A 21,269-nucleotide genomic window follows, 5' to 3' on the forward strand; every position below is an offset into this window, starting at 1 on the left:
TTTAGGCGGTGACTCCGTCCGTTACGTTGCGCCCGCTGGCGGTGGATACGTCGAACTGGCCGGTTACAGCGGCGGTGATGAGGGCTTGGCGGCGTTCGGTAAGCAGTTGCTTAAGCCGCTGGATACGCTCATGCGCCACGTGAAATTTGACCATTTCGGAATCCATAGCTTCAGCAACTGACTCCTGGAGAGACTGCGGAACCATCGCAACTTTTAGCCGATGGAGGTCATTCCGATTAACCCCAGGGATTGCAGACTTGACCTGCTCCATCTCGTATGGGAGGGCGCGGAGAAGATGGTAACAGTACCGACGACTGTTTCCGTTGAAATTCTTCACGTAAAGCGTCGTATTGTGCGGCCAGTAGTCGCTGTCTACCCAGTGAACGTTGCCTCGCGACCCGTACCTCCGGATTACGACTCCCGGGCCCTCGGCAATCGCTCGATTGTGCCAACCACTGAGGCCGGCTGTTGTGACAACCGGCACAGGACCGTCAATGCGCTGGTCGTCCGATAGGTCCACGCCGCGCTGCAGTTGCAGCACTCTGAGCAAGGGGATAATCTGGGCATCTGGATTCATGAAAGGCATCCAAGGAAGCCCTGTTCTCACTTTTGTGGTGCACAGAAGGGCGCCAGCAACCCCCATGGGGATAGAGGCATCCTCCCGCTCGGTAACCAGTTGACTCTGCCGATGAAGCTTTGCTGCTAGATGGTCGATGCGGGCAGTCTCGGCGTCAAGGAAGTCGGCGATGCGGCGCTGCTCATCCAGCGACGGAGAGGGGATCTCGAGCTCACCAATGAGCGCAGCGCTCAGATTCTGCAGCCCAGTTGTCGTGGAGCTCAACTTCCGAATCTGCTGCTTGGCGTACGTACTATTCATGAAGTACCACGCGAATCGCGAGTTGTGGGTTGGTGCGAGGCGGAGCCTCTGCAGGAAGTTCGAAAATGAAGCTCCTGCCGATTCGTCGCCAACGTATCCGGTCTTACCCAGGTGGGCATCGCTACCACTGGATCGCACAACCAGAAGGTCACCTTTGGTCAGGCGCGTTCGTGAAATCTCCCGTTCGGTCAATGAGCGATTTGCGGTGTCCTTAAGATCCAGGTTTCCGTCGAGGTCAATCTCCGTAGACCGTAGTACAGGAACGCCGCGACCATCTTCAGGGTCATCGCCCCAAGCTCCCGAATCTGTATCCGCAAGGCAGTGCTTGAGCTTCATCAATTCGTTACCTCACCCAACAGTGCCTGAATCTCCGCCTCCAGCGACTTCAACTCCGCATCGATTTCCGGCAATGGCCGCGGCGGCTTGTACACGTAGAAGTGCCGCGCGAACGGAATCTCGTATCCGATCTTCGTCTTCGCGTGGTCGATCCAAGCGTCCGGAACGTGCGGCAGGACCTCCCGCTTGAGGTACTCCTCAGCGTCCTCGCCCAGCGGGACGTTCTCGTAGTCCCGCAGGTCCGTGTCCGGCTCCGCCGCGCCCTTGACCTTCTGAACCTCGCCCTCGGGATCCCGGACGCCGATCGTCTCCCGAACCGCCTTCGCGAACGGCGCTCCCGAAGGCCACGTCAGCCCGGCCGCGACCACCGCGTCCTTGAGGGCGATGAACGCCTCGGACTTCGTCGTCCAGGACGAGCCGAGCAACGTACGCACCGCCGCGACGAACTCCTCGCTCCGCTCCAGCCTCGCCACCGGCTTGGCCTCCGCCAGCGCCGCCAACGTCTCCTCCGTCACCTCGAAGCGCAGCTTCAGCGGCCGCTCCACGGTGATGCGTTGGTAGCCGAAGTCCTCGTTGGCGAAGAGCTTGACCTTGCCGTGCAGCGGGTGCTCGGGGTCCTTGGCGACCTGGACGGCCTCCGCGTACAGCCGGGTAATGGCGCCGATGTGGTCGGGGCGGCCGTTCGTCCCGTCGCCCAGCTCCTTGCGCTTGTCGCCGAGCGACTTGCGCATCTTCTGCCACTGGTCGCGCGCGTCGACCAGGATGACCTTGCCCTTGTGGTCGGCGTCCTTGCGGTTGGTGAGGATCCAGAAGTACGTGGAGATGCCGGTGTTGTAGAAGAGCTGGTCCGGCAGGGCGACGATGGCCTCCAGCCAGTCGTTCTCCAGGATCCAACGTCGGATCTCCGACTCACCAGACCCCGCCGCACCGCTGAACAGCGGGGAGCCATTGAAGACGATGGCGATGCGTGAGCCGCCCCCGCCGTTGACATCCACCGGCTTCATCTTCGAGATCATGTGCTGGAGGAAGAGCAGCGAGCCGTCGTTGATACGCGGCAGGCCCGCGCCGAAGCGGCCGGCGTCGCCGAGCGACTTGTGCTCGTACTCGACCTCCTCCTTGACCTTCTTCCACTCCACGCCGAACGGCGGGTTGGCGAGGATGTAGTCGAACTTCCGGCGGGCGTGGCCGTCGTCGGAGAAGGAGTTGCCGAAGCGGATGTTCTCCGGGTCCTGACCCTTGATCATGAGGTCGGACCGGCAGATCGCCCAGGACTCGGGGTTGAGCTCCTGCCCGTACACCTCGACCGTCGCGTCCGGGTTGAGGGCCTTGATGCGGTCGTCGGCGGCGCTGAGCATGCCGCCCGTGCCGCAGGCCGGGTCCATGACCGTGCGGACGACACCCGGCACGGTGAGGGCGTCCGCGTCCGGTGCGACCAGCAGGTTGACCATCAGCTTGATGACCTCGCGCGGGGTGAAGTGCTCACCCGCGGTCTCGTTCGACTGCTCGGCGAAGCGGCGGATCAACTCCTCGAAGATGTAGCCCATGTTGTGGTTGGGCACGACATCGGGGTGCAGGTCGAGGTCGGTGAACCTGCCGATGACCTGGTAGAGCAGGTTCGCGCTGTCGAGCTTCCTGACCTGCTGGTTGAACTCGTACTTGTCGAGGACCTCGCGGGCGTTTTCGGAGAAGGCGCCGACGTAGATCTGCAGGTTCTTCGCCGCGTTCTGCGGGTCGGCCGCGATCTTCCGCAGCGTGAGATCGCTCTTGTTGTAGAAGGAGTGGCCCGAGGCCTTGCGCAGGAAGTGGTCGGTGTCGATCTCCTGGCCCGCGAACTTGGCGACGGTCTCGACGACCTTCTCGCGCGTCGGCTCAAGGACGCACTCCAGGCGGCGCAGCACGGTGAACGGCAGGATGACCTTGCCGTAGTCGGACTGCTTGTAGTCGCCGCGCAGGAGATCGGCGACGGACCAGGCGTGGTTCGCCAGCTCCGTGTGCTTGCTGCTGTTCAAGAGGTCCCGGCTTCCTTCCGAAGAGCGCCGTCCGGGCGTAGGGACGGCAGGGATCCAGTGTGGTCGTGTGCGGTGGGACGCGTTGGGCGTTTCAGGCGGAATCGCTGTCCCGGGTGTCCGGCGGCAGGAGTACGCCTGCGGTCAGGCCGGTGGTGAGGGTGGACGCGGTGTCAGCGGCTAGGTCGGCGGTTCGGCGGACTGCCGCGCGCAGCTCGTACACGCGGCGGAACGCCTCCCCGTAGCGCCGCTGTTCCTCCAGCGGCAGCAGCGGTACGCGCAGGCGGCCCGGTGTGACGTGCACGAGGGTGGAGCCGGTGGACGCGGAGGCGATGTTGTCGTCGGCGCCGAGGAACCCGGCCAGGAACCACGGGTCGAGGCGGGCCGGGTCGGGGCGCAGGAGGTGGATGTGCTGACCGAGCAGCGCTCCGGCGTCCCGGTCGTCCGCGACCCGGGTCATCGCGGACTCGTTGCCGCTGCCCGCGAGGGCGCGTACCAGGACGTCCCCGGCGGCGACGGGCTGCGCAGCGTCGGCGTGGAGGTCCACGGCCCCGCCGGACGGGGGGTTGCCGGTGGAGACGTCCTGGGCGGTGAGGACCGGCCGGTCCACGGTGGGGGCGGCGGAGCCCTTTGAGCCGCGGGTGCCGGGCGGCGCCGCCCGCAGCACGGTCAGGGCCCCGCCGCGCGCCAGGTCGGAGACGGTCGCCGTACGCCACTCGCGGGCCGATGCTCCGGACGGCTGCCAGCCGCCGGACGCGGAGGCGGATGCCAGGGCGGCGACCTGCTCGGCCAGTTGGTCGTGCAGGTCGTGGGCGCGCCGGGCCAGGGCTACCGGGTCGATGTCGGCCGCGGTCGCCCGGACATGGCGGGCCGGGGTGACGTCGACGACGTCGTCGAGGAGGTCGACGAGCGGCACCGCGCGGGCGACGCTGGGCTCGTCGGCGTAGGTGTCGGGGGCGGTGGTGAACGCGGTCCACTGGCCGAGGACCCGCTCCGTCAGCCCCTCCCAGTCGAAGGTGGCGGCGGAGACCGAAGAGGTGGTGGTGGAGGCGGCGGAAGCGGAAGGGCCGGACCGGCGGGAGCGCGAGCCGCCGCGGGATCCGGCACCCACCGTGGCCGTACCGGTGGCGGACGGCGTACCCGCGGCGCCGTCCCGCTGCTCGCCCTCCCCGTCGACGAACAGCACCGCCGCACGGTCCGTGCCGCCCGGCTCGGGGCGCTGGAACACCCAGATCTGCAGGCCGATGTGGAGCGGATACGCGGCACGCGCCGGAAGGGAGACGACGGCGCGCAGGGCCCCGCCGCGGATGAGTTCCGCGCGGACGCGGCGGCCGGAGGAGCGGAAGGCGAGCGCGGGAGGCAGCAGCATGACGGCGTGGCCGCCCGGCTCCAGGTGCGCGAGGGCGTGCTGCACCCACGCCAGTTCGGACTCGAAGCGGGGCGGGACCCCGTACGCCCACCTCGGGTCGTAGGCCAGCTCGTCGTGACCCCAGTCGCGGTCGCCGAACGGCGGGTTGCACAGGACGGCGTCCACGGTGACGTCGGGGAAGGCGTCGGCGCGCAGGCTGTCGCCGACGCGGATCGCCGTCTCGGCCTCGGGTGCGGCGATCAGCAGCCGGACCGCGGTGCGTTGGCCCTGGACGGGGAGCGAGTCTTGTCCGAACAGCTCCCGCACGCCCTGCCGTGCGGCGGCGGCGAGGAGCGTACCGCTGCCACAGGCGGGGTCGAGGACGCGGGACACGTCGGCGGGCAGGAGACGTGCCATGAGCCGGGCCAGCCCCTCCGGGGTCTGGTAGACGCCGCTGGCGGCGCCCTCGTCCAGTTCGCGTTCGGCGAGGACGTCGAGGGCGGCCTGGGCCCCCGCCTCACGGACGCAGCCCAGCAGCGCGCGGACCGCGCCCGCGTCGTCCGGGCCGTAGTGGACCGGCTCGGCCTCGGGCACGGTGGCCGGGAGCTCGCCCGCGGCCTTCTCCGCTCGGGCGAGCAGCTGGTCGTCGGGCACGGCGGCGAGTTCGGCCAGCTCCTCCTGCGTACGGCGGGACGCGGCAGCCACCAGCGGGAAGAGTCGCGCGGCCACCCCCGAGCCGGGCCCCAGCAGCCGTAGTGCCGTCCGCAGCTCCTCGGTCGGCGAGGCGGCGGAGGTGTGACCGCGGCCACGCAGCCATGCCTGGACGGCCGACAGATCGTAGAGCGGGCTGGCCTCCGTGCCTGCGCTGGGCGCGGGGAAATCGTCGTGGCGGCGACGCCAGTTGCTGACGGTGGCGCGTGTGACCCCCGCGATGCGGGAGATCTCGGCGGCTGTCACGTGTGCGGAGGGCGCCGGTCGGGCTGGTGGCTGGGGCATGGCGTGGAGTTCCGCACCTCTCGGGCCAGTCGGACAGGGACGGTTAACACGTTACAACAGCCGTCAAGTTCGTCAAGCTGTTTGACAGTGCTTTCACGGCTATGCTTATCTGGTCACGCTTCCGGATGGAAGCATGGCCGCGACTCCGCAACCTCAACGTGAAGCGTCCTGGCGCCGTACCGCGCCACGCATCCGATCTCTCCCGGTCCCTTCTCGTCGCAACGCCATACCTCGGGGCCGTCCACTTCGCGTCCATTCCGCACCGCAGTCGCCACCCACCGCACACACGGGAGGAACCCGCATGACCGTGACGGAACAGCCCCGGCAGAACGCACACCACCCCACCGACCCCGCCCGTCCGGCCCCGTCCGACCAGTCCGTGCCCGTGGCTGGTCTGGTGGAGGCCCGCCTGGCGGAGGAGGCGCTCACCGAGCCCGTGAAGGTGCTCCTGAAGGAGGCCATGGGCGACGGCGAGCCCCGGGGGACCTCCCCTGCCGGCCGGATCTACCTCGAGTCCGTCGCCGTCGCCCGGTTCCGTGGCATCGGACCGCGCGCCTGGCTCAAGCTCAGCCCCAGACCCGGCGTGAACCTGGTCGTGGGGCGCAACGGCTCCGGCAAGTCCAGCATCGCTGAGGGCATCGAGACAGCCTTCACCGGTGTGAACATGCGCTGGCAGGGGCAGCACGCGATGCGCAGCAGCAACTGGCGCAACCTTCACGACACCGACGGCAGGCCGGAGATCGAGGTCAAGCTCGCCATCGAGGGCGACACCGGCCGCAGCACCCTTACCCGCACCTGGGAGGGCGACGACTTCGACGTCTCCCGGGCCGAACTCAGGCGACCCGGGCACGGCCGCGCCCCCCTCGACGAGGCGGACTGGAAGCAGGCCCTGCGGGACTTCCGGCCCTTCCTGTCCTACGTCGACCTCGACCGCATGATCAGTGGCAAGCCCTCCGAGATGTACGACGCCATCGCCACCATCCTCGGCCTGGGGCAGCTCAATGCCGCCGACGGCCGGCTCCGCCAGGAGGCCAAGGCGCTCGAAGACGCGGAGAAGGTGGCGAAGGCGGAGCTGCCGGACCTCAAGGAGGCGCTGTACGAGTTGGAGGATGACGACCGCGCGGTCCAGGCACTCGTCGCCGTCGACACGGGGGGAACCCCCGACTTCGCGACCGTCGAAGCCCTCATCGCCGGTCTGCCCACCGACGCGGACGATGGCCTGCTCGCCCGGCTGCGTGCCGAGGCCGACGTGCAGGGACCCGAGATGGCGCAGGTCCATGCGGCCCTGGACCGCCTGCGCAATGCCCTCGCCGATGCCGAGGACCTGCGCGGCACCGGCACCGAGGACGCCCTGCGGCGTGCGGAACTCCTCGAACGGGCTGTGGCGCACCACGACCGTCACCCCGACGCGGCCGCCTGCCCCGTGTGCGGGACCGACGGGATGCTGGACCCGGCATGGACCGCGGACGCCATCGCGCAGATCGCCGCACTGCGGCAGGAGGCGGAGGCAGCAGCGGGCGCGCGGAGCGAACTCCGGTCGGCCGCGCGGGCCGTGCAGGACCTCGTCCACACGCCCCGACAGATCCCCGCCGCCCTGGCCGACCCGTGGCGCGCCTGGACCGCCTGCCGGACGATCAGTGATCCCGGCGAGCTCGCCCAGCGCGCCCACGAGGCGGCCGCCACCCTGGCCGATGCCTGCGCCGCGGTCAAGGAGAACGCCGTCAGGGAACTGGAGAAGCGGGACGAACGCTGGCGCGGGCTCGTCACCCGCCTGGCGGGCTGGGCGGAGAGGGCTCGTGCCGTGGAGGCGAACAAGCCCCGGCTGCGGGACATCAGGAAGGCGAGCACCTGGATCAAGGCGCTGGCCGCCGAGTTGCGGGAACAGCGGATGGAAGGCTTCGCCGACCAGTCGCAGCGCATCTGGGAGCGGCTCCGCCAGGAGAGCAACATCGACCTCAAGGCCGTGAGCCTGAAGGGCAGCGAGAAGGCCACTGTCCGCAAGCTCGTCATGGATGTCACCGTCGACGGCCAGGAGGCCTCGGCTCTCAGCGTCATGAGCCAGGGCGAGCAGCACTCCCTCGCGCTGTCTCTGTTCCTGCCCCGGGCCGCCACCGCCGACAGCCCGTTCGGCTTCATCGTCATCGATGACCCCGTGCAGTCCATGGACCCCGCCAAGGTCAACGGACTCGCCCAGGTCCTGCACGAGCTCGGTGAGCACCGGCAGGTCGTCGTGTTCACCCACGACACCCGGCTCCAGCGGGCGTTCACCAGCCAGGGTCTGCCCGTGACGGTGTTCGAGGTCGAGCGGGGCAAGTCGTCCAAGGTGAAGGTCAAGCCGGTGACAGACCCGGTACGGCAGGCACTCGACGACGCGCGGGCCCTCGCCAGTTCCGGTGACCTGCCGTCGGCGGCACGGACCCACGTGCTGCCCAGCCTGTGCCGTATCGCCCTGGAGAACGCCTTCCTCGAAGCCGCCTGGATCCGGCATCACCGCTCCGGCGCGCCCGAGGACGAGCTGCAGGCCGCCGTCGGCAGCGCCGACAAGCTCATGAAGGTCGCGGCACTGGCCCTGTTCGGCGACGCCGGCCGGACCGGCGACGTCTACCGGGAACTGCGCACCCTTTGCGGACCGCGTGCTGTGGACCTCCTCAAGGAGTGCCAGAACGGCGCCCACGCCACGGGAGCGCAGATCACCGACCCCCACCGATTCGTGGACGACATCGAGATCATGGCGCAGAAGGTGCGCAAGCCGGGGGTGACCGCGTGATGAGCACTCCCACCACCTCGGTCGAGGAGCTCCTGCTGACGGCCGATCAGCTGCTTGCCGCCCGTACGGGCGCCACGGCCGCCGGCCGGCACCGCGGAGCCTCCCTCGCTCTGCGGACCGCCCTGGAGCTCTCCGTCGACCGCGTGCTCGACGCCGCGGTGCCAGGGCTCGCCGACACCACGATGCGGGCCAAGCTGCTGTGCCTCCACTGCTACACCGCGGCGGAGACCGCTCGCCGCACCAACGCCGTCTGGTCGCACCTCTGCCTGGGATGCCACTACCACCAGTACGAGATCGGCCCTACCCACGACCAGGTTCGCGCCTGGCGGACGGAGGTCGGTGAGCTGGTCGGGACGTTGACCATCTGACTGTTTGTTATCAGCAGGTCTCTGATAGTTATTTCGGCGGGGCCGGGCGTATGCCCGTCGCAGCGTCCTCCGGGGTGTTGCAAGGGGAGGGGATATGTACATGGGCACCACCACGCGCGAAGAGATCATCGCCTTCGAGCAGAAGGCGGTGGATCGTGCCTACGACTGCTATGCCGCGCGGCTGGCCGAAATGACCGGGGGCTCGGTCGCGTGCTCTGACCGGGAAGGTTCACCGGGGCGCAGGTCGGGACGAGTGGATGGGACGCGATCTGGTCGGGGGCATGCATCAGCCACTGTGGAAACAGTTGGACACGTCCTGGACTCTCCACGACGATTCGAGCTGTGACAGACAAAGTCGAGCGCCGGACCCCGGCACCCACGAGCCCGAAGTCCGTGCGATTTGTTGAGTTGTCGAGCACGACCATGAGGGCCTTGCTGAAGGACGACCTGGCTCGCGCGAGTGCCGAAGCAGGTGTCGCTCTCACCGAGTACTTCGTCACCGACACGGCAAAGTGGGTGTGGCAGTATCGGGTCAATCAGCTGACCTCGGACCCGGGTTACACGGGGTGGCTCACTGAGATTGTGGTGGCCGAGCCGGAAGGTGCCGTCGTGGGGTATGCCGGGTTCCATGGGCCGCCGGATGAGGCGGGGATGGTGGAGCTCGGTTACTCGGTGGTCCCCGTCTACCGTCGTCAGGGCTACGCCAGGGCGATGCTGACCGCGTTGGTGCATCGGGCCGTTGCCGAAGCCCGAGTCGGGACCGTGCGGGTGACGATCAGTCCTGACAACGCCGCATCCCTGGCCACGATTTCGGGGTTTGGCTTTGTGGAGGTCGGAGAGCAATGGGACGAGGAAGACGGCCTCGAAGTCATATTTGAAGTTCCTGTCTGATCAAGCTGCTGCTGGAAGAGGTCGGCCTCCCCAGCGGATGCCTCTCTCGCTTCGGATGCGGGCGCGTTCCTTGCGCTGGGCGGCGAGCACGTCGGGGTGGCGGGCGTTGGCGTTGCGCCAGCGCAGGTAGGCGTGCAGGGCGCGGGTCTGCACGGTGTGGTTGTGGTGGTTCGAGTTGGCGATGGTGAACTGCCTCAGCGGTCCAAAGTGTGCCTCGATCGGGTTTGTCCACGAGGCGTAGGTCGGGGTGAAGCACAACTCGACCTTGTGCTTCTTCGCCCAGCGCCGGATGTCGGCGCCCTTGTGGGCGGACAGGTTGTCCATGATCACGTAGATCGGGGCGCCGTCGGGCCGTGCGGCGCGGATCGATTTCAGCGCGGCGAGAGTGTTCGCGGCGCCCTTCTTGCGGCGGTTGACGCCCCACAAGCGGTCGTCGCCGACCGAGTAGCAGCCGTGGAAGTACCGGACTCCGTGGGTGCGATGGTAGGTGGCGGGCAACCGGTCGGGACGCCGTTGCTCGGCCCAGCCAGAGCCCGCAATGGGGCGGATGCCGAGCGGGCCGAACTCGTCGAAGGCAAAGACGCGGTCCGGGAAGCGGTCCAGGACGTGCTCGATGCGGTCGAGTTTGGTGTCGCGCTCGGGGTCTGGTGATTCCTTCCAGGTCTTGGTGCGCTGGAAGGTGATGCCGCGGCGGGCGAGCAGGCAGCGTAATGCTTCGCGGCCGATGCGGATGATCCGGCCGTGGATTTTACGCAGGTAGGCGGCGAGTTTGCGGATCGACCAGCGGGTGAAGGGCTGGCCGAGCTTGGCGGGTCGGGTGGTGGCCGTTTGGATGACGAAGTCCTCGTCGTCAGGGCTGAGTTGGCGGGGACGGCCTCCCGCCCATTGAGGGTCCAGGCAGGCCAGGCCGATCTCGTTGAACCGGTGGATCACGTCCCGGACGGTGTCCTCGTCGGCCTGCACCAGTTGCGCGATCACCGGCACGCGGTTCCCGCCGGCCGAGGCCAGCAGCATCATCGCGCGCCGGTATCGCACCGAACTCGTGCTGCCACGACGCACGATCTGCTGCAGCCGCTGACCTTCCTGGTCGGTCAGTCTGCGCACACGGACAGGCTCAGCCACCGCGTCTCCAGCGGTCGGATCGGACGTCACCGCACATCCAACCGCCACGACCACCAACCCGGCGAACCTACGCGGTCACAGCATTAGCGAACGGCACCTCTGCACGGTGCGGCCCCTGGATGCGTCCGGGGGCCTTCGCCGTTCCCAGGGTTGAGCAGGGACAACGTCTCAGATCGTGTCCACAAGTAGTCCACGGACCCCGGCATACGGCCACTCAGAGCGGCATACGGCTGCACATACGCGAAGACCCCGGCCTCAGCGTTTCCGCTGGTGACGGGATCTTTGGGCACCTCATGAAGGGTGCCCCCGGCAGGATTCGAACCTGCGCACACGGCTCCGGTGGCCCCGTGTCTCCTCACAGGAGATCAGGGGCGCGCGGAGCCCATGAACGTCGCGCTGGAGACTGGCTATGGGACGGCGGACATGTTCACGAAGGACCGCCAGTTTCCGCAGGATGCGCTCGCTGACTGATCATCCCGCGTTCTGGCTACTCCCGGACGATCTTGACCTGCTCTGACTTTCCGCATCCGTCGCCGTGTCTGTGCCTGCTCCTGGTTGGAATTGGACCAGGAGCGGTGCCCGTGCGCTCAGACTGTGCCCCGCTCCTCCCAGCAACCCCGGAACCACGCCAGTGTCTCGGCGAGCGATTCGCGGTTGCGGTCCTTCTCCAGCACTGACAGACGGAAGTTGGGGCGCAGCTCCAGCTTGCCCTCCGGGATGTCTACGCCCTCCAATTCGTTGAGGCGGGTGAGGAGTTCGGCGCGCAGTGCTCGGTCGGTGAACGGTTCGCGTGCGGCCAGGTACTGGAACACCACCTCCGCCGTGCCGCCTCGCCCACCGCCCGGGTAGAGCGTCATCGGCCAGATACCGCGGCCCGGCGCGCCCGCCTCCCCGAGCATGAGGAACGCGCTCGTCATGACCTGGCCCGCCCCGTGCCCGATCCAGCCGCCGAGCTTCTCCCATCGGGCGAAGAGCGCGCGTACCGCCTCGACCGTCTCGGGGGAGTCGTCCGCCGCGAGCTGGCGGAAGAACCGGTCGGCGCGCGTCTCCTCGCCCTGGCTGCCGCCCGGCGTCCGCTGTGCGGTGTCCTCGCCCTCAGTCCGGTCGTCGTCCTCATTGACCAGCAGCGCGAGGTCGTCGGCGGTGAGGCGCTGGACCGGATCGGCGGATCCGGTCGCCGTGAACCTGATGCCGTCGGCGGTCAGCCGGGAGCGGACGTCGCCGCCCTCGTCCTCAGATGTCCAGCGGAATCCCTCGGAGACCCTGCCCTCGGAGGTGAGCACCCGATACGCGTTGGCCAACCCCGGTGTTCCCGCCAGGTGGTTGCCCACAGCCTGGGCTCCGGAGCCGAGGAACGCGGCGAGATCCCCGTACGACGTCCACATGCCGTGGGGGAGCGCCGCGAGCACCTGGTGTGCCAAGTGCCAGTCCCGGCTGCGCTCCGCGCGGCCGACTCCGCGCAGAGGGGCCGGCCACAACGCGACTGCACGGTCAGTGAGTTCGTCGGCGCGCGCGAAGATCTCCTTTGCGCCCCACCGTTCGGTGGCGGCGATGCGGCGGTTCATCTCCAGGTGGCTGCCTTGGAGCAAGCCCTGTTTGCGCTCGAAGGGGTGGTTCGACAGCTCCGAGTTGACTGCGGTGAGCGTCAAGTTGCCGAGGGTGTGCTGCAGCCGGGAGTGCAGGTCCTCCACGCGCTCTCCGGCGGCCACATCCTCGGCCAGCATCCGGAGCCACTCGTCGCCGGGCGACTGCGGCATGACGTGCTCGATGGTGAGCTGCGCGGCGGCGAAGTCCACCGGTTCCGGATGCTCGTAGCTCTCCTCCAGCCGCTGTAGCACCATCTTGCGCTGCTGGGGCCGTCCGAACTGGTAGAAGGGTGCCTTCCGGATCTTCTCGCGCAGCTCGTCGTCGGCGGGCCAGAACCGGTTGTCGGCGGAAAGCAACTGGTGCAGTCCGTCGGCGACGGGCACGTCGAGAGGGAGCTGCCCGGGCACGGCCTGGAAGATCCTGTTGAGGTTGTTGGGCGGCACCCGGCAGATCATCCGGCGCACCAGGAAGCTCTCGATGTACGACATCGCACGGGCCGTGTCCGAGGAGTCGAGGGACCCCCGCTCGCGCCGGTCGAGCAGCAGCATCAGCGCGGGATAGGTGACCTGGGCCTGCCAGGCGTCCAGGCGGTGCAGTTGGGCGCGGACCGATGTGTCCGGCTCCTCCTCGGGGTGCAGCAGGCGGCGGAAGAGAGCGGCACTGCGGTGCAACTCCCTGATGTAGGCCTCGATGTCCTCCTCGCTCGCCTTGCTGCGCTCGAAGCGTTGCTGCTGAGCCGCATAGAGGTCCTGGCGGCGCACCCGGTCGTCGCCGTCGAGGACCAGTTGCAGCCACATGAGCTGTTCCAGCTCTTCGTTGCTCAGACTGGCCTGCAGCGGCAGCCAATAGGTCTCGTAGACGTGCTCACCGCGGGTGGGCAACTTCATGAACAGGTAGTTGCGCAGCAGGTCCGCCTGGCTGAGCTTGAGTCCGGTGTTGTTCAGGGACTCGAAGATGCGGTGCACGTTGTCCCCGCGCTCGGCGGTCACCGCCACCAGCGTCAGCCGGGAGGTGATGGCCTGCTCGATGCGGAACACGTCCTGCGGGGCGGCGGGATCGGCCGCCTCGACCAGCTTGCGGCGGAAGAAGGTGTAGGCAGCTGCGACACCGCCGCCGGCGGCCTGTTCCGTGAGCGGGCCACGGACGTGCGCGGCGAACTGCGACCGGTCCGCCTGGGTCGGCAGCAGCCGGAAGTGGTCACTGCCGTTCTGCCACTTGTTGATCAGGTATTGCTCGTCGATGCGCTCGGCATCACGCGGCTGGGCGTCCCTGACGTGATCGCGGATCGCGGCCAGGGCGAGGGAGAGTGTGGTCAGCCTCTGCTGGCCATCGACGACAAGCCAGCGAGGGAACGTCGCATCGTTCTGCGGCGACGGCGCGAGGACGACGGACCCCAGGAAATGCGTGTTCGCCTTCTCGCCGCGCTCGATCAACTCGGCCTGCTCCAGGATGTCGCTCCACAGCTGCTTGAGCTGCTTATCCGTCCAGGAGTACGTCCGCTGGTAGAGCGGCACCTGGAACTGCTGGGCCCTCCCCTGCACGAGATCGGCGAACAGCGTCTCCTTCGCCTGCATCGTGGTCCCCCCTTGGCAGTTGATGCGGTCGTGGCACGTGGGAACGACCATAGGGCTTCCCGCTTACAGCCACGGAAATGCTTCAGTTCTCGTCCAACACGCGCACCACAGCGCGTAGGCGCCATGCTGACCGGAAGACCAGTACGAGGTGCTCTGGCTGCTCATCGAGGGCATCGCCCCGACGACATCTCACTACGGCGCGTGGCCGTCGTACGGCCGGAGCCGTCCGCACGCTTGAGACCTTGGGAGCGATTGAGTTCGGGGCGCGCTGGCCTGGCGGATCGGCTGTTGGGTGATCAGCAGGCGGCCTGTCGGGCGAGCACGAGTTCGGTGCTGGGCTTGCGGTGGGTCGCCGTGCGGGTGGAGCGGTCGGAGAGGAGTCCGACGATGGCGAGGTGGGTCTCGGTGTAGGTCTCGCGCCGTTCGGTGAATCTCTGGAGGGGCCGCCACCGCTTGTACCCGGCGGTGGTGTGCTCCACGCAGCAGCTTCCTAGCAATGACTGCGAGCAGTAGCAGTCGGTTGTATGGCACTTCTGTCGGTCTGCGGGGCGTTGGTTCGACTCGATGGTTCGGCGGTGGCTGCGAGCAGGGCGGCGTCGTCGTCGACCCGGTCGGGGGTGTTCAGCAGTTCCAGGGCCCGTTCGGTGATTCGCTGGGGGTCGGAGCGGGCGGTGGCGGGCAGCGTGGCGCAGGTTCGGCGCAGGGCCGCCAGGCCGTCGTCCAGGGACAGGGACCGGTTTTCCACCAGGCCGTCGGTGTACAGCAGCAGGCCTGTGCCGGGCGGGAACGCCACCTCGCGGTCGACCGGGGTGCTGCCCAGACCCAGGGGCAGTGCCGGGGGCAGCTCCAGGTAGGCGGTGTCGGCGGCTATCAGGAGGGGCGGCAGGTGTCCGCTGGCGGCGTAGCGCAGGCGGTGCTGGTTGGGGTTGTAGACCGCGTAGAGGCAGGTGGCGAAGCGGTCGGTGGCGAGCGACTGCAGATAGGCGTCCAGCCTGGTCAGCACCTGGGCCGGGCCGGCGCCCTCCAGGGCGAGGCTGTGCAGGGCGGAGCGGAGTTGGCCCATCAGGGTGGCGGCTTCCACGTCGTGGCCCATGACGTCGCCGATGGCCAGCCCCACGGCGCCGTCGGGCAGGGCGAGAACGTCGTACCAGTCGCCGCCGACCTCGGCGCCGCGGTTGCTGGCCCGATAGTGGGTGGCCAGGCGCACTCCGGGCAGCTGGGGCAGGCGGTGGGGCAGCAGGGCGCGCTGCAGGGTCAGGGCGAGGCGGCGCTCGTTGTGGTACCGGGTGGCGTTGTCGTAGGCCAGGGCCAGGCGGTGGGCGAGGTTCTCCAGATACTTGTGTTCGACCGCGGAATAGCCGCCGGTGTGCCGGACCAGTACCAGGGCCCCCAGCGTCTGGTCGTGGGCGTGCAGCGGCAGGGCCAGCACGGCGGCGGGCGCCGGGTGCGGGCCGACTGGGGCTGGGGCGTTGCCGTTGATCGCGCGGGTGGCGGCGGTGGCCAGGGCCTCGCGGGCAAGAAGGGGGGTGCCGGCGATGTACGGCGGGGGCGACTGCGCCGGGGCGGGTGCCGCAGAGGTGAGGTGGATGCTGATCTGGTCGGCGAAGTCGGGCAGCAGGATCTGACCGGCGGTCTGCAGTATCTGGTCCGGGTCGAGGGTGGCGGACAATCGCAGGCCCGCGTCGGCCAGGGAGGCCAGCACGGCCAGCTGGTTGCGGGTCTCGGTCAGGGCCTGTTCGCGCAGCCGGGACAGTTCCAACCCGGTGCGGACACGCGCCAGCAGCTGGCGTGCGGAGAAGGGTTTGGCCAGGTAGTCGTCGGCGCCGGCGTGCCGGCCCTGCATGGATTCCTCCTCGCCGGCGCGGGCGGTGAGCAGGACGATGGGCAGGCGGGCGGTGCGCGGGTCGGCGCGGAGCGCCCGGACCAGCTCGAAGCCGTCCATGCGGGGCATCATCACGTCGCTGAGCACCATCTCCACCGGCTGCGCCAGGGCCGTCTCCAGGGCGGCCCGGCCGTCGGCGGCGAGCAGCACGTCGTAGTCGGGCTGTAGGAGCTGGGTGAGGTAGGCGCGCATGTCGGCGTTGTCGTCGACGACCAGCAGGCGGGCCCGGTGGGGGCGGTCGTGGGGGCGGTCGGATTCGTGCGGGCCGGGACCGTGGAGGGCATCGTGGGTCGCGGGAGCGTGCGGGGTGCGTGCCGCGGAGGTGGCCGCGGCGGGGACGGGGTCGGCCGCCAGCCAGCCCAGCGCCTCGTCCACGTAGGCCGCCGTGCGGCCGGGCCGGTCGCCTCCGCCTTCCCTGGGGATCTCCCCGGGGGATCCGGCGCCGGCCTCGGGCGGGGCCGGGCGGGGCCGCTGGGCGGTGGCGAAGGGGAGGTCCACGGTGAGGGTGGTGCCCTGGCCGAGGCGGCTGTCCACGCCGACGGTGCCGCCGTGCGCTTCCACCAGATCCTTGACCAGCACCAGGCCCAGGCCGCTGCCCTCGTGGGAGCGGGAGCGGGCGCCGCGGACCCTGTGGAAGCGCTCGAACAGGCGCGGCAGCTCGTCCGCGGGGATGCCGGTGCCGGTATCGGTCACGGTCAGCCTGGCCCAGTCGCTGGCCGCGGCCACCTGGACCTGGGCGCCGCCGGTGAAGGTGAACTTCAGGGCGTTGCTGAGCAGGTTGAGGATGACCTTCTCCCACATCTCCCGGTCCAGGGGCACCGGCTTGGGCAGCGGCGGGCAGTCCACGTCCAGCGTCAGCCCTGCCGCCTCGAAGGCGGACCGGAACACCCCGGCCAGCTCGGCCGTGGCGCTGGCGAGGTCGACCGGCTCGAGGGCCGGGTGCGTCTGCCCGGCCTCGGCACGGGCGACGTCCAGGAGGGTGTTGACCTGCTTCAGCAGGCGCAGGGCGCCGCGCTCGGCCAGCTCCAGCTGCTCGCGCCGCTCGGGCCGGTCCTCGTCGGCCAGGGCCTGCTGGAGCGGGCCCAGGAGCAGGGTGAGCGGGGTGCGGAACTCGTGGCTGACGTTGGCGAAGAAGGTGGTCTTGGCCCGGTCGAGCTCGGCCAGCGCCTCCGCCCGCCTGCGCTGCTCTTCGTGCGCGAGCGCGGCCGACAGCGCCCCGGCCACAGCTGAGGCGAGCACCTCCAGGAAGTCGTAGTAGGCCCCGCCCGGGGGGAAGCAGGGGTTGACGCCCACCACCAGCACGCCCTCCACCTGGCCCGCGCAGTGCAGCGGAAGGGCCAGAGCCTGCTCGACCGGGAGCAGGGAGGCCGCGGCGTGCTGCCCGGCCATGCTGCCGCCGGTGAACGCGGCGGCCGGCAGCGTGGCCGGGGCACCGTCGGCGACCACCTGCGCCAGCCGGGCCGCCGCCTCCGGCCCGTCGGCCGCATTCAGCGAGACGGTCTCGGGCGCCGACCGGAGCCCGGTGGAGGCCGCCGGCCGCTGCATCCCTGGCTCGGAAGCCAGATACACGCCCAGAAACGGGATCTCGTCGGGGTAGGAGCCCGCCACCTCGGCGACCACACGGGCGACCTCGCCCGGAGTGGGCAGCCCGGCCGTGCGCGTGCCGGTCTCGCTCAGCAGGCGCAGCCGGCGCTCGCCCAGTACCCGGCCGGTGGTCTCGGTGAGGATCTGCAGCACGCCGCCGGCGGTGCCGTCATCCAGCAGCACGGGCTGGAAGGCGGAGTCGAAGTAGCACTGCTCCAAAAAGCCGTGGCGCTCCATGATGAGCAGCTCATCCGGGACCAGCAGGGGCTTGCGGGTGTCGGTCACATAGTGGAAGTGGGAGCTCACGGGGTGGGCCCAGACCTCGGGGAACACTTCCTTATAGGGCCTGCCGAGCGCCCAGGGGTGTTTGGCGCCGACAATGGGTGTGGAGCCCAAGTTGTACAGCGTGGCGAATTCCGCCCCCCAGTACAGAGCCATCCCATGCGCAGAGGTGAGCATGAGGCGCAGGGTGTCCACCAGGGGCCCCGGCCAGGAGACGGGGGGCCCGAGCGGCGTCGCCGCCCAGTCGATCCCTGACAGCAGCTCGCCGAACGCGCCGCCCTCGGAGAACACCCGGGCCGCCGCGGTGCGCGGGTCATCGCGCCGGGTCATCGAGAAATCCTCCTGGCGCCTGCGTGATCCGCCCGCGCCTCCCAAGGCTGCCGACGGCCACTCGCTGCGGACCTCCCAGGCAGATCGGACGCCGGATCCGACAGTTCTGACGACACTTCTGCCCGAATTGTCCATATGTAGCAATTAAAAACCTATTTGATCAGAAGTGTACGCCTGCAACCGCACGCCGACGGCGATGATCGTCGACTCACAGTCCCTGCGGCCGGCCGACACGTCGGCGCCGACGGGCAAGGCCGGGACCGCGCGAAGAAGGCGGCCGGCCGCAAGGGGCACGTGGCCGTGGACTGCCTGGGCCAACTGCTCCTGGTGCTGGCCACCGCTCGGGCATGGCTTCGCCGGTGAGCGGTTGTACTGGACGACGAACCGCGTGGCGTGATCGGCGCGTTTGTGGGCCCAGTCGACGAGCGGGTCAGCGTATCCGCCGCTGTCCCACACCAGGGTGATCCTGCGGTGCGGTGAGCGGAGCCGGGTAACCCCGACCACCAAGGCCAGCGGCTCCGCGTGACCGTCTCTGATCAGCACCACTTCGGAAGCACAGAGCCTTCCGTTGAGATCACCAACATTCAGACTGGCTGAGGTGGCCCAGCTGACGAAAGGGCCTCCGGTTCGGAACGGAGGCCCTTACTGAGCCTTCGGAGGCTTGCAGGTCTCAGGTCAAGGTGAGCTCGAGCACCGTCACCGACAGCGGTGGCAGCGTGCTCGTGAACGTCGCCGCCGCGCCGGTCACCGTGCGGGAAGTGGGCACGAGCGTGTCGGGCGCGGTCAGGGTGTTCGTCGTAGCAGGGGACGGGCCCGACAGGACCGTGGCCGTGGCGGTCTTCCTGACCCCCTTCGCCAAGCCCTGGAGTTCCACCGGCACATCCACCTTCTCCGTCCCGTAGTTCACCAGCGCCAGATACAGCCGCTTCCCGGAGCGCGTGGCCACCGTCGCCAAGCCCGGCAGCGCGCGTGCCGTGGCCGGAAGGACCGTGTCGCCCAGGTTGCTCGTCAGCATCTGCTGGGCCCAGTAGCTGGGGGAGACATAGCTCGTGAGGTTGTCGTAGGCGATCAGGTTCGTAGCCCAGACGTTGTTCTTCACGTGGGAGAACAACGGGGCGTAGCACTCCATCAAGACCTGGTCCGAGTTGCGGATCAGGCCTGCCAGCCAAGCCGCGTCGCCCAGAGCTGCGTTCAGGTCGGGGGTCGGGCGGCCCTCCTGCGCCGCCCACTCGCCTACGAAGACCTTCGTCGAGGCGCGGTCCCTGTTGTCGTACTTGTGGGTGGCGGCCTGGGCTGCGGACGGGGCCAGGTAATAGTGCTCGTCTATCAGGTCCGGGGTGCGGCTCGTCACCGTTGTCGTCGCGATCAGCTTCAGGTGTGGGTACTTCGCCTTGATCGCGTCGTAGAAGTCCGTGAAGCGGGAGTCGTACGAGCCCGATCCGTCGAACCAGTCCTCGTTGCCTATCTCCACGTACTCCAGGGGGAACGGCTTCGGGTGGCCGTCGGCCGCACGCCGGGCGCCCCAGGTGCTGGTGACCGGGCCCGTGACGTACTCAATCTCGTCCAGGGCGTCCTGGATGTACGGCTTGAGTGCGTCGCCCGTGACGTGTTCGCCCTTCAGGGTGTAGCCGGCGAAGACGGCCAGGACCGGTTGGGCCTTCATGTCCTCGACCCACTGCAGGTACTCCAGAACACCCAGTCCGTCCGTGGACCAGTAGCCCCACGCGTCGTCCATGTGGCCGGGGCGCTCCCAGACCGGGCCGATCGTGTTCTTCCAGTTGAAGCGGGTCGCGATCGTGTTGCCCTCGAGGAAGTTGCCGCCGGGGAAGCGCAGGAACTTCGGCTTCAGGGCTACCAGTTTCTCCATCAGGTCGATGCGCAGGCCGTTGGGGCGGTTGTTGTACGTGGGCGGGAAGAGGGAGACGTGCTGGAGCCACAGCGTCTCGCCCGCGGCGGTCGGGTCGGTCGTGGTTACGGTCAGCCTTGCGTCGCCCGTTATCGGGGCGCCCGAACCCGTGCTCAGGGTCAGTTCGAAGGGGCGGTCGGGGAAGGCCGTACCGATGTGCGCGATCCTCGCGGAGGCGTACACCGTTCCCCCGTCCGCCGACTCGATCGACACCGTCAGGGGACCGATCCCGCGCGATGCCTTCGCGAACAGGCGGGCCGTGTACGTGGTTCGGGGGCGCACCGGGATGCCCCAGAAGCCGTCGTTCGCAACACCGGCTCGGCTGCCGGCCCCTGTGCCGCTCGGCAGTACCACCTTGAGGGAGCGGTTCAGCGCCTCGTTCAACGGCGTGGCCGTGTCCAGCGTCAGCGTCGTGCCGCCCACCGCGGACCAGTGGACCGGTGACGTGTCGCTGGCCATCATCGAGCGGTTCTGCACCAGTTCGGCGTAGATGCCGCCCTCGCCGGAGTGGTTGATGTCCTCGAACATCAGGCCCGGGAGGATGGGGGAGACCGCGTGAGCAGGATTCGCTACGTCCACGCTGAGCAGTGGGGTCGTGGTCTCCACCGGGACGCCGGCCAGCGTTGCCACCTGTTCTGAGGTGAGAGCTGTCGGGAACATTTGTACGTCGTCGATCAGGCCGTGCCACTGGTCTACCTGTCCGCCGCCGTACAGCGCGCGGCCGATGGCGGTGGCGCCTGTGCCTGCCCAGCCTGCCGTGTAGGCGGTCTCGCCTTCGAGCACGCCGTTGACGTACAGGCGGGTGACGCCTGCCGCGGCGTCGCTGACGCCGACCAGGTGGGTCCAGGTTCCGGCGGTCGGGGCGGAGGCGGCGGCCGCGACAGCGGCTCCCTGGGTGGCGTCGGACGCGAGGCGGGCGAAGGCGAAGGTGCCGGTGTCGTCTCGTAGGCCCAGGTAGAAGGCGCTGACCACCTTGCCGTCGATGCTGACTGCGGTCTGGTAGCCGCCCAGTTGGGCGAGGTTGACCCAGGCAGACACCGAGAAGGCCTTCGAGGTGTCGACGACCGGTCCGGACGCGGTGGCGTTGCCGCCCGCCGTGAGGCTCAGGCTGTGGGCGCCGACCTTGCCGGTGTCCCAGCCGGCCGCGCCCTGGAGCGTGGCGGTGTGGGCGTTGCCGGACGCGTCGGCGGCGGTGGTGCCGGAGCCTTCGTCGAAGCTCCAGTGCGCGGCCGCGGCGGGGAGGACGACGGGAGCGGCCACGGCTGCGGGAGCGGCGACAGCGGGAACGGATCCGGCGAAGGTCCCGGCCAGGGACGTGACACCGATGGCGGTCAGGACGGTCCTGCGGGACGGTCCGGCGGCTTCTGAGGGCATGCTCAGTTCCTTCGTGTCAGATGTAACTAGATGAACCCA

Annotated in this window: 12 protein-coding genes and 1 tRNA gene; 3 read left to right on the forward strand and 10 right to left on the reverse strand. The window is 69.1% G+C overall.

The window, feature by feature from the left end; genetic code table 11:
• Position 1: 1 nt before the first annotated feature.
• The 3 genes from M2157_RS33935 to M2157_RS33945 form a co-directional block, all read right to left on the reverse strand.
• Positions 2–1,213 carry a restriction endonuclease subunit S gene (locus M2157_RS33935; RefSeq protein WP_280867132.1) on the reverse strand — a complete coding sequence of 404 codons (1,212 nt, stop codon included), beginning with the start codon at positions 1,211–1,213 and terminating at the stop codon, positions 2–4.
• A complete protein-coding gene (locus M2157_RS33940; protein WP_280867133.1) occupies positions 1,213–3,222 on the reverse strand; it encodes a class I SAM-dependent DNA methyltransferase in 2,010 nt (669 codons plus the stop codon). Before M2157_RS33940 ends, M2157_RS33935 begins: the two co-directional genes overlap by 1 nt.
• Positions 3,223–3,313: 91 nt before the next feature.
• A complete protein-coding gene (locus M2157_RS33945; RefSeq protein ID WP_280867134.1) occupies positions 3,314–5,524 on the reverse strand; it encodes an N-6 DNA methylase in 2,211 nt (736 codons plus the stop codon).
• A 340-nt stretch (positions 5,525–5,864) separates the two neighbouring features.
• On the opposite strand from M2157_RS33945, the gene M2157_RS33950 reads away from it, so the two are divergent.
• The 3 genes from M2157_RS33950 (at position 5,865) to M2157_RS33960 (ending at position 9,589) form a co-directional block, all read left to right on the forward strand.
• A complete protein-coding gene (locus M2157_RS33950) occupies positions 5,865–8,330 on the forward strand; it encodes an AAA family ATPase (protein ID WP_280867135.1) in 2,466 nt (821 codons plus the stop codon).
• Positions 8,330–8,698, forward strand: a complete 369-nt coding sequence (locus M2157_RS33955; protein ID WP_280867136.1) for a hypothetical protein — start codon at positions 8,330–8,332, stop codon at positions 8,696–8,698. The genes M2157_RS33950 and M2157_RS33955 overlap by 1 nt, the downstream gene beginning before the upstream one ends.
• A gap of 423 nt (positions 8,699–9,121) precedes the next feature.
• Positions 9,122–9,589, forward strand: a complete 468-nt coding sequence (locus M2157_RS33960; RefSeq protein WP_067444711.1) for a GNAT family N-acetyltransferase — start codon at positions 9,122–9,124, stop codon at positions 9,587–9,589.
• Here the strand turns inward: M2157_RS33960 and M2157_RS33965 are convergent, their stop codons facing one another.
• From M2157_RS33965 to M2157_RS33995, 7 genes are all read right to left on the reverse strand, one after another.
• On the reverse strand, positions 9,590–10,711 hold the full coding sequence (locus M2157_RS33965) for an IS630 family transposase (RefSeq protein WP_348541835.1): 1,122 nt from the start codon (positions 10,709–10,711) through the stop codon (positions 9,590–9,592). It abuts the gene before it with no gap.
• Between the two features lie 301 nt (positions 10,712–11,012).
• A tRNA-Arg gene (locus tag M2157_RS33970) sits at positions 11,013–11,084 on the reverse strand.
• A gap of 214 nt (positions 11,085–11,298) precedes the next feature.
• A complete protein-coding gene (locus M2157_RS33975; RefSeq protein ID WP_280867137.1) occupies positions 11,299–13,872 on the reverse strand; it encodes a DUF262 domain-containing protein in 2,574 nt (857 codons plus the stop codon).
• 296 nt (positions 13,873–14,168) lie between these two features.
• Positions 14,169–14,351 (reverse strand): hypothetical protein, encoded by a 183-nt coding sequence (locus tag M2157_RS33980; RefSeq protein ID WP_280857213.1) that lies wholly within the window; start codon positions 14,349–14,351, stop codon positions 14,169–14,171.
• 11 nt (positions 14,352–14,362) lie between these two features.
• Positions 14,363–17,950 carry a SpoIIE family protein phosphatase gene (locus tag M2157_RS33985; protein WP_280867138.1) on the reverse strand — a complete coding sequence of 1,196 codons (3,588 nt, stop codon included), beginning with the start codon at positions 17,948–17,950 and terminating at the stop codon, positions 14,363–14,365.
• A 144-nt stretch (positions 17,951–18,094) separates the two neighbouring features.
• The gene (locus M2157_RS33990) at positions 18,095–18,496 is read right to left on the reverse strand and encodes a hypothetical protein (protein WP_280867139.1); all 402 of its coding nucleotides are present in this window, start codon (positions 18,494–18,496) and stop codon (positions 18,095–18,097) included.
• A gap of 124 nt (positions 18,497–18,620) precedes the next feature.
• Complete coding sequence (locus tag M2157_RS33995) at positions 18,621–21,230, reverse strand: LamG-like jellyroll fold domain-containing protein (RefSeq protein ID WP_280867140.1); 2,610 nt, start codon at positions 21,228–21,230, stop codon at positions 18,621–18,623.
• Positions 21,231–21,269 lie beyond the last annotated feature (39 nt).

Origin of the sequence: Streptomyces sp. SAI-127, assembly GCF_029894425.1 — a bacterium.
Lineage (GTDB): Bacteria > Actinomycetota > Actinomycetes > Streptomycetales > Streptomycetaceae > Streptomyces.

Bases quoted from the DNA above. Each gene is read 5' to 3' on its own strand.
- M2157_RS33935 (WP_280867132.1), bottom strand. From the start codon at position 1,213: ATGAAGCTCAAGCACTGCCTTGCGGATACAGATTCGGGAGCTTGGGGC.
- M2157_RS33950 (WP_280867135.1), top strand. From the start codon at position 5,865: ATGACCGTGACGGAACAGCCCCGGCAGAACGCACACCACCCCACCGAC.
- M2157_RS33955 (WP_280867136.1), top strand. From the start codon at position 8,330: ATGAGCACTCCCACCACCTCGGTCGAGGAGCTCCTGCTGACGGCCGAT.
- M2157_RS33960 (WP_067444711.1), top strand. From the start codon at position 9,122: ATGAGGGCCTTGCTGAAGGACGACCTGGCTCGCGCGAGTGCCGAAGCA.
- M2157_RS33975 (WP_280867137.1), bottom strand. From the start codon at position 13,872: ATGCAGGCGAAGGAGACGCTGTTCGCCGATCTCGTGCAGGGGAGGGCC.
- M2157_RS33985 (WP_280867138.1), bottom strand. From the start codon at position 17,950: ATGACCCGGCGCGATGACCCGCGCACCGCGGCGGCCCGGGTGTTCTCC.
- M2157_RS33995 (WP_280867140.1), bottom strand. From the start codon at position 21,230: ATGCCCTCAGAAGCCGCCGGACCGTCCCGCAGGACCGTCCTGACCGCC.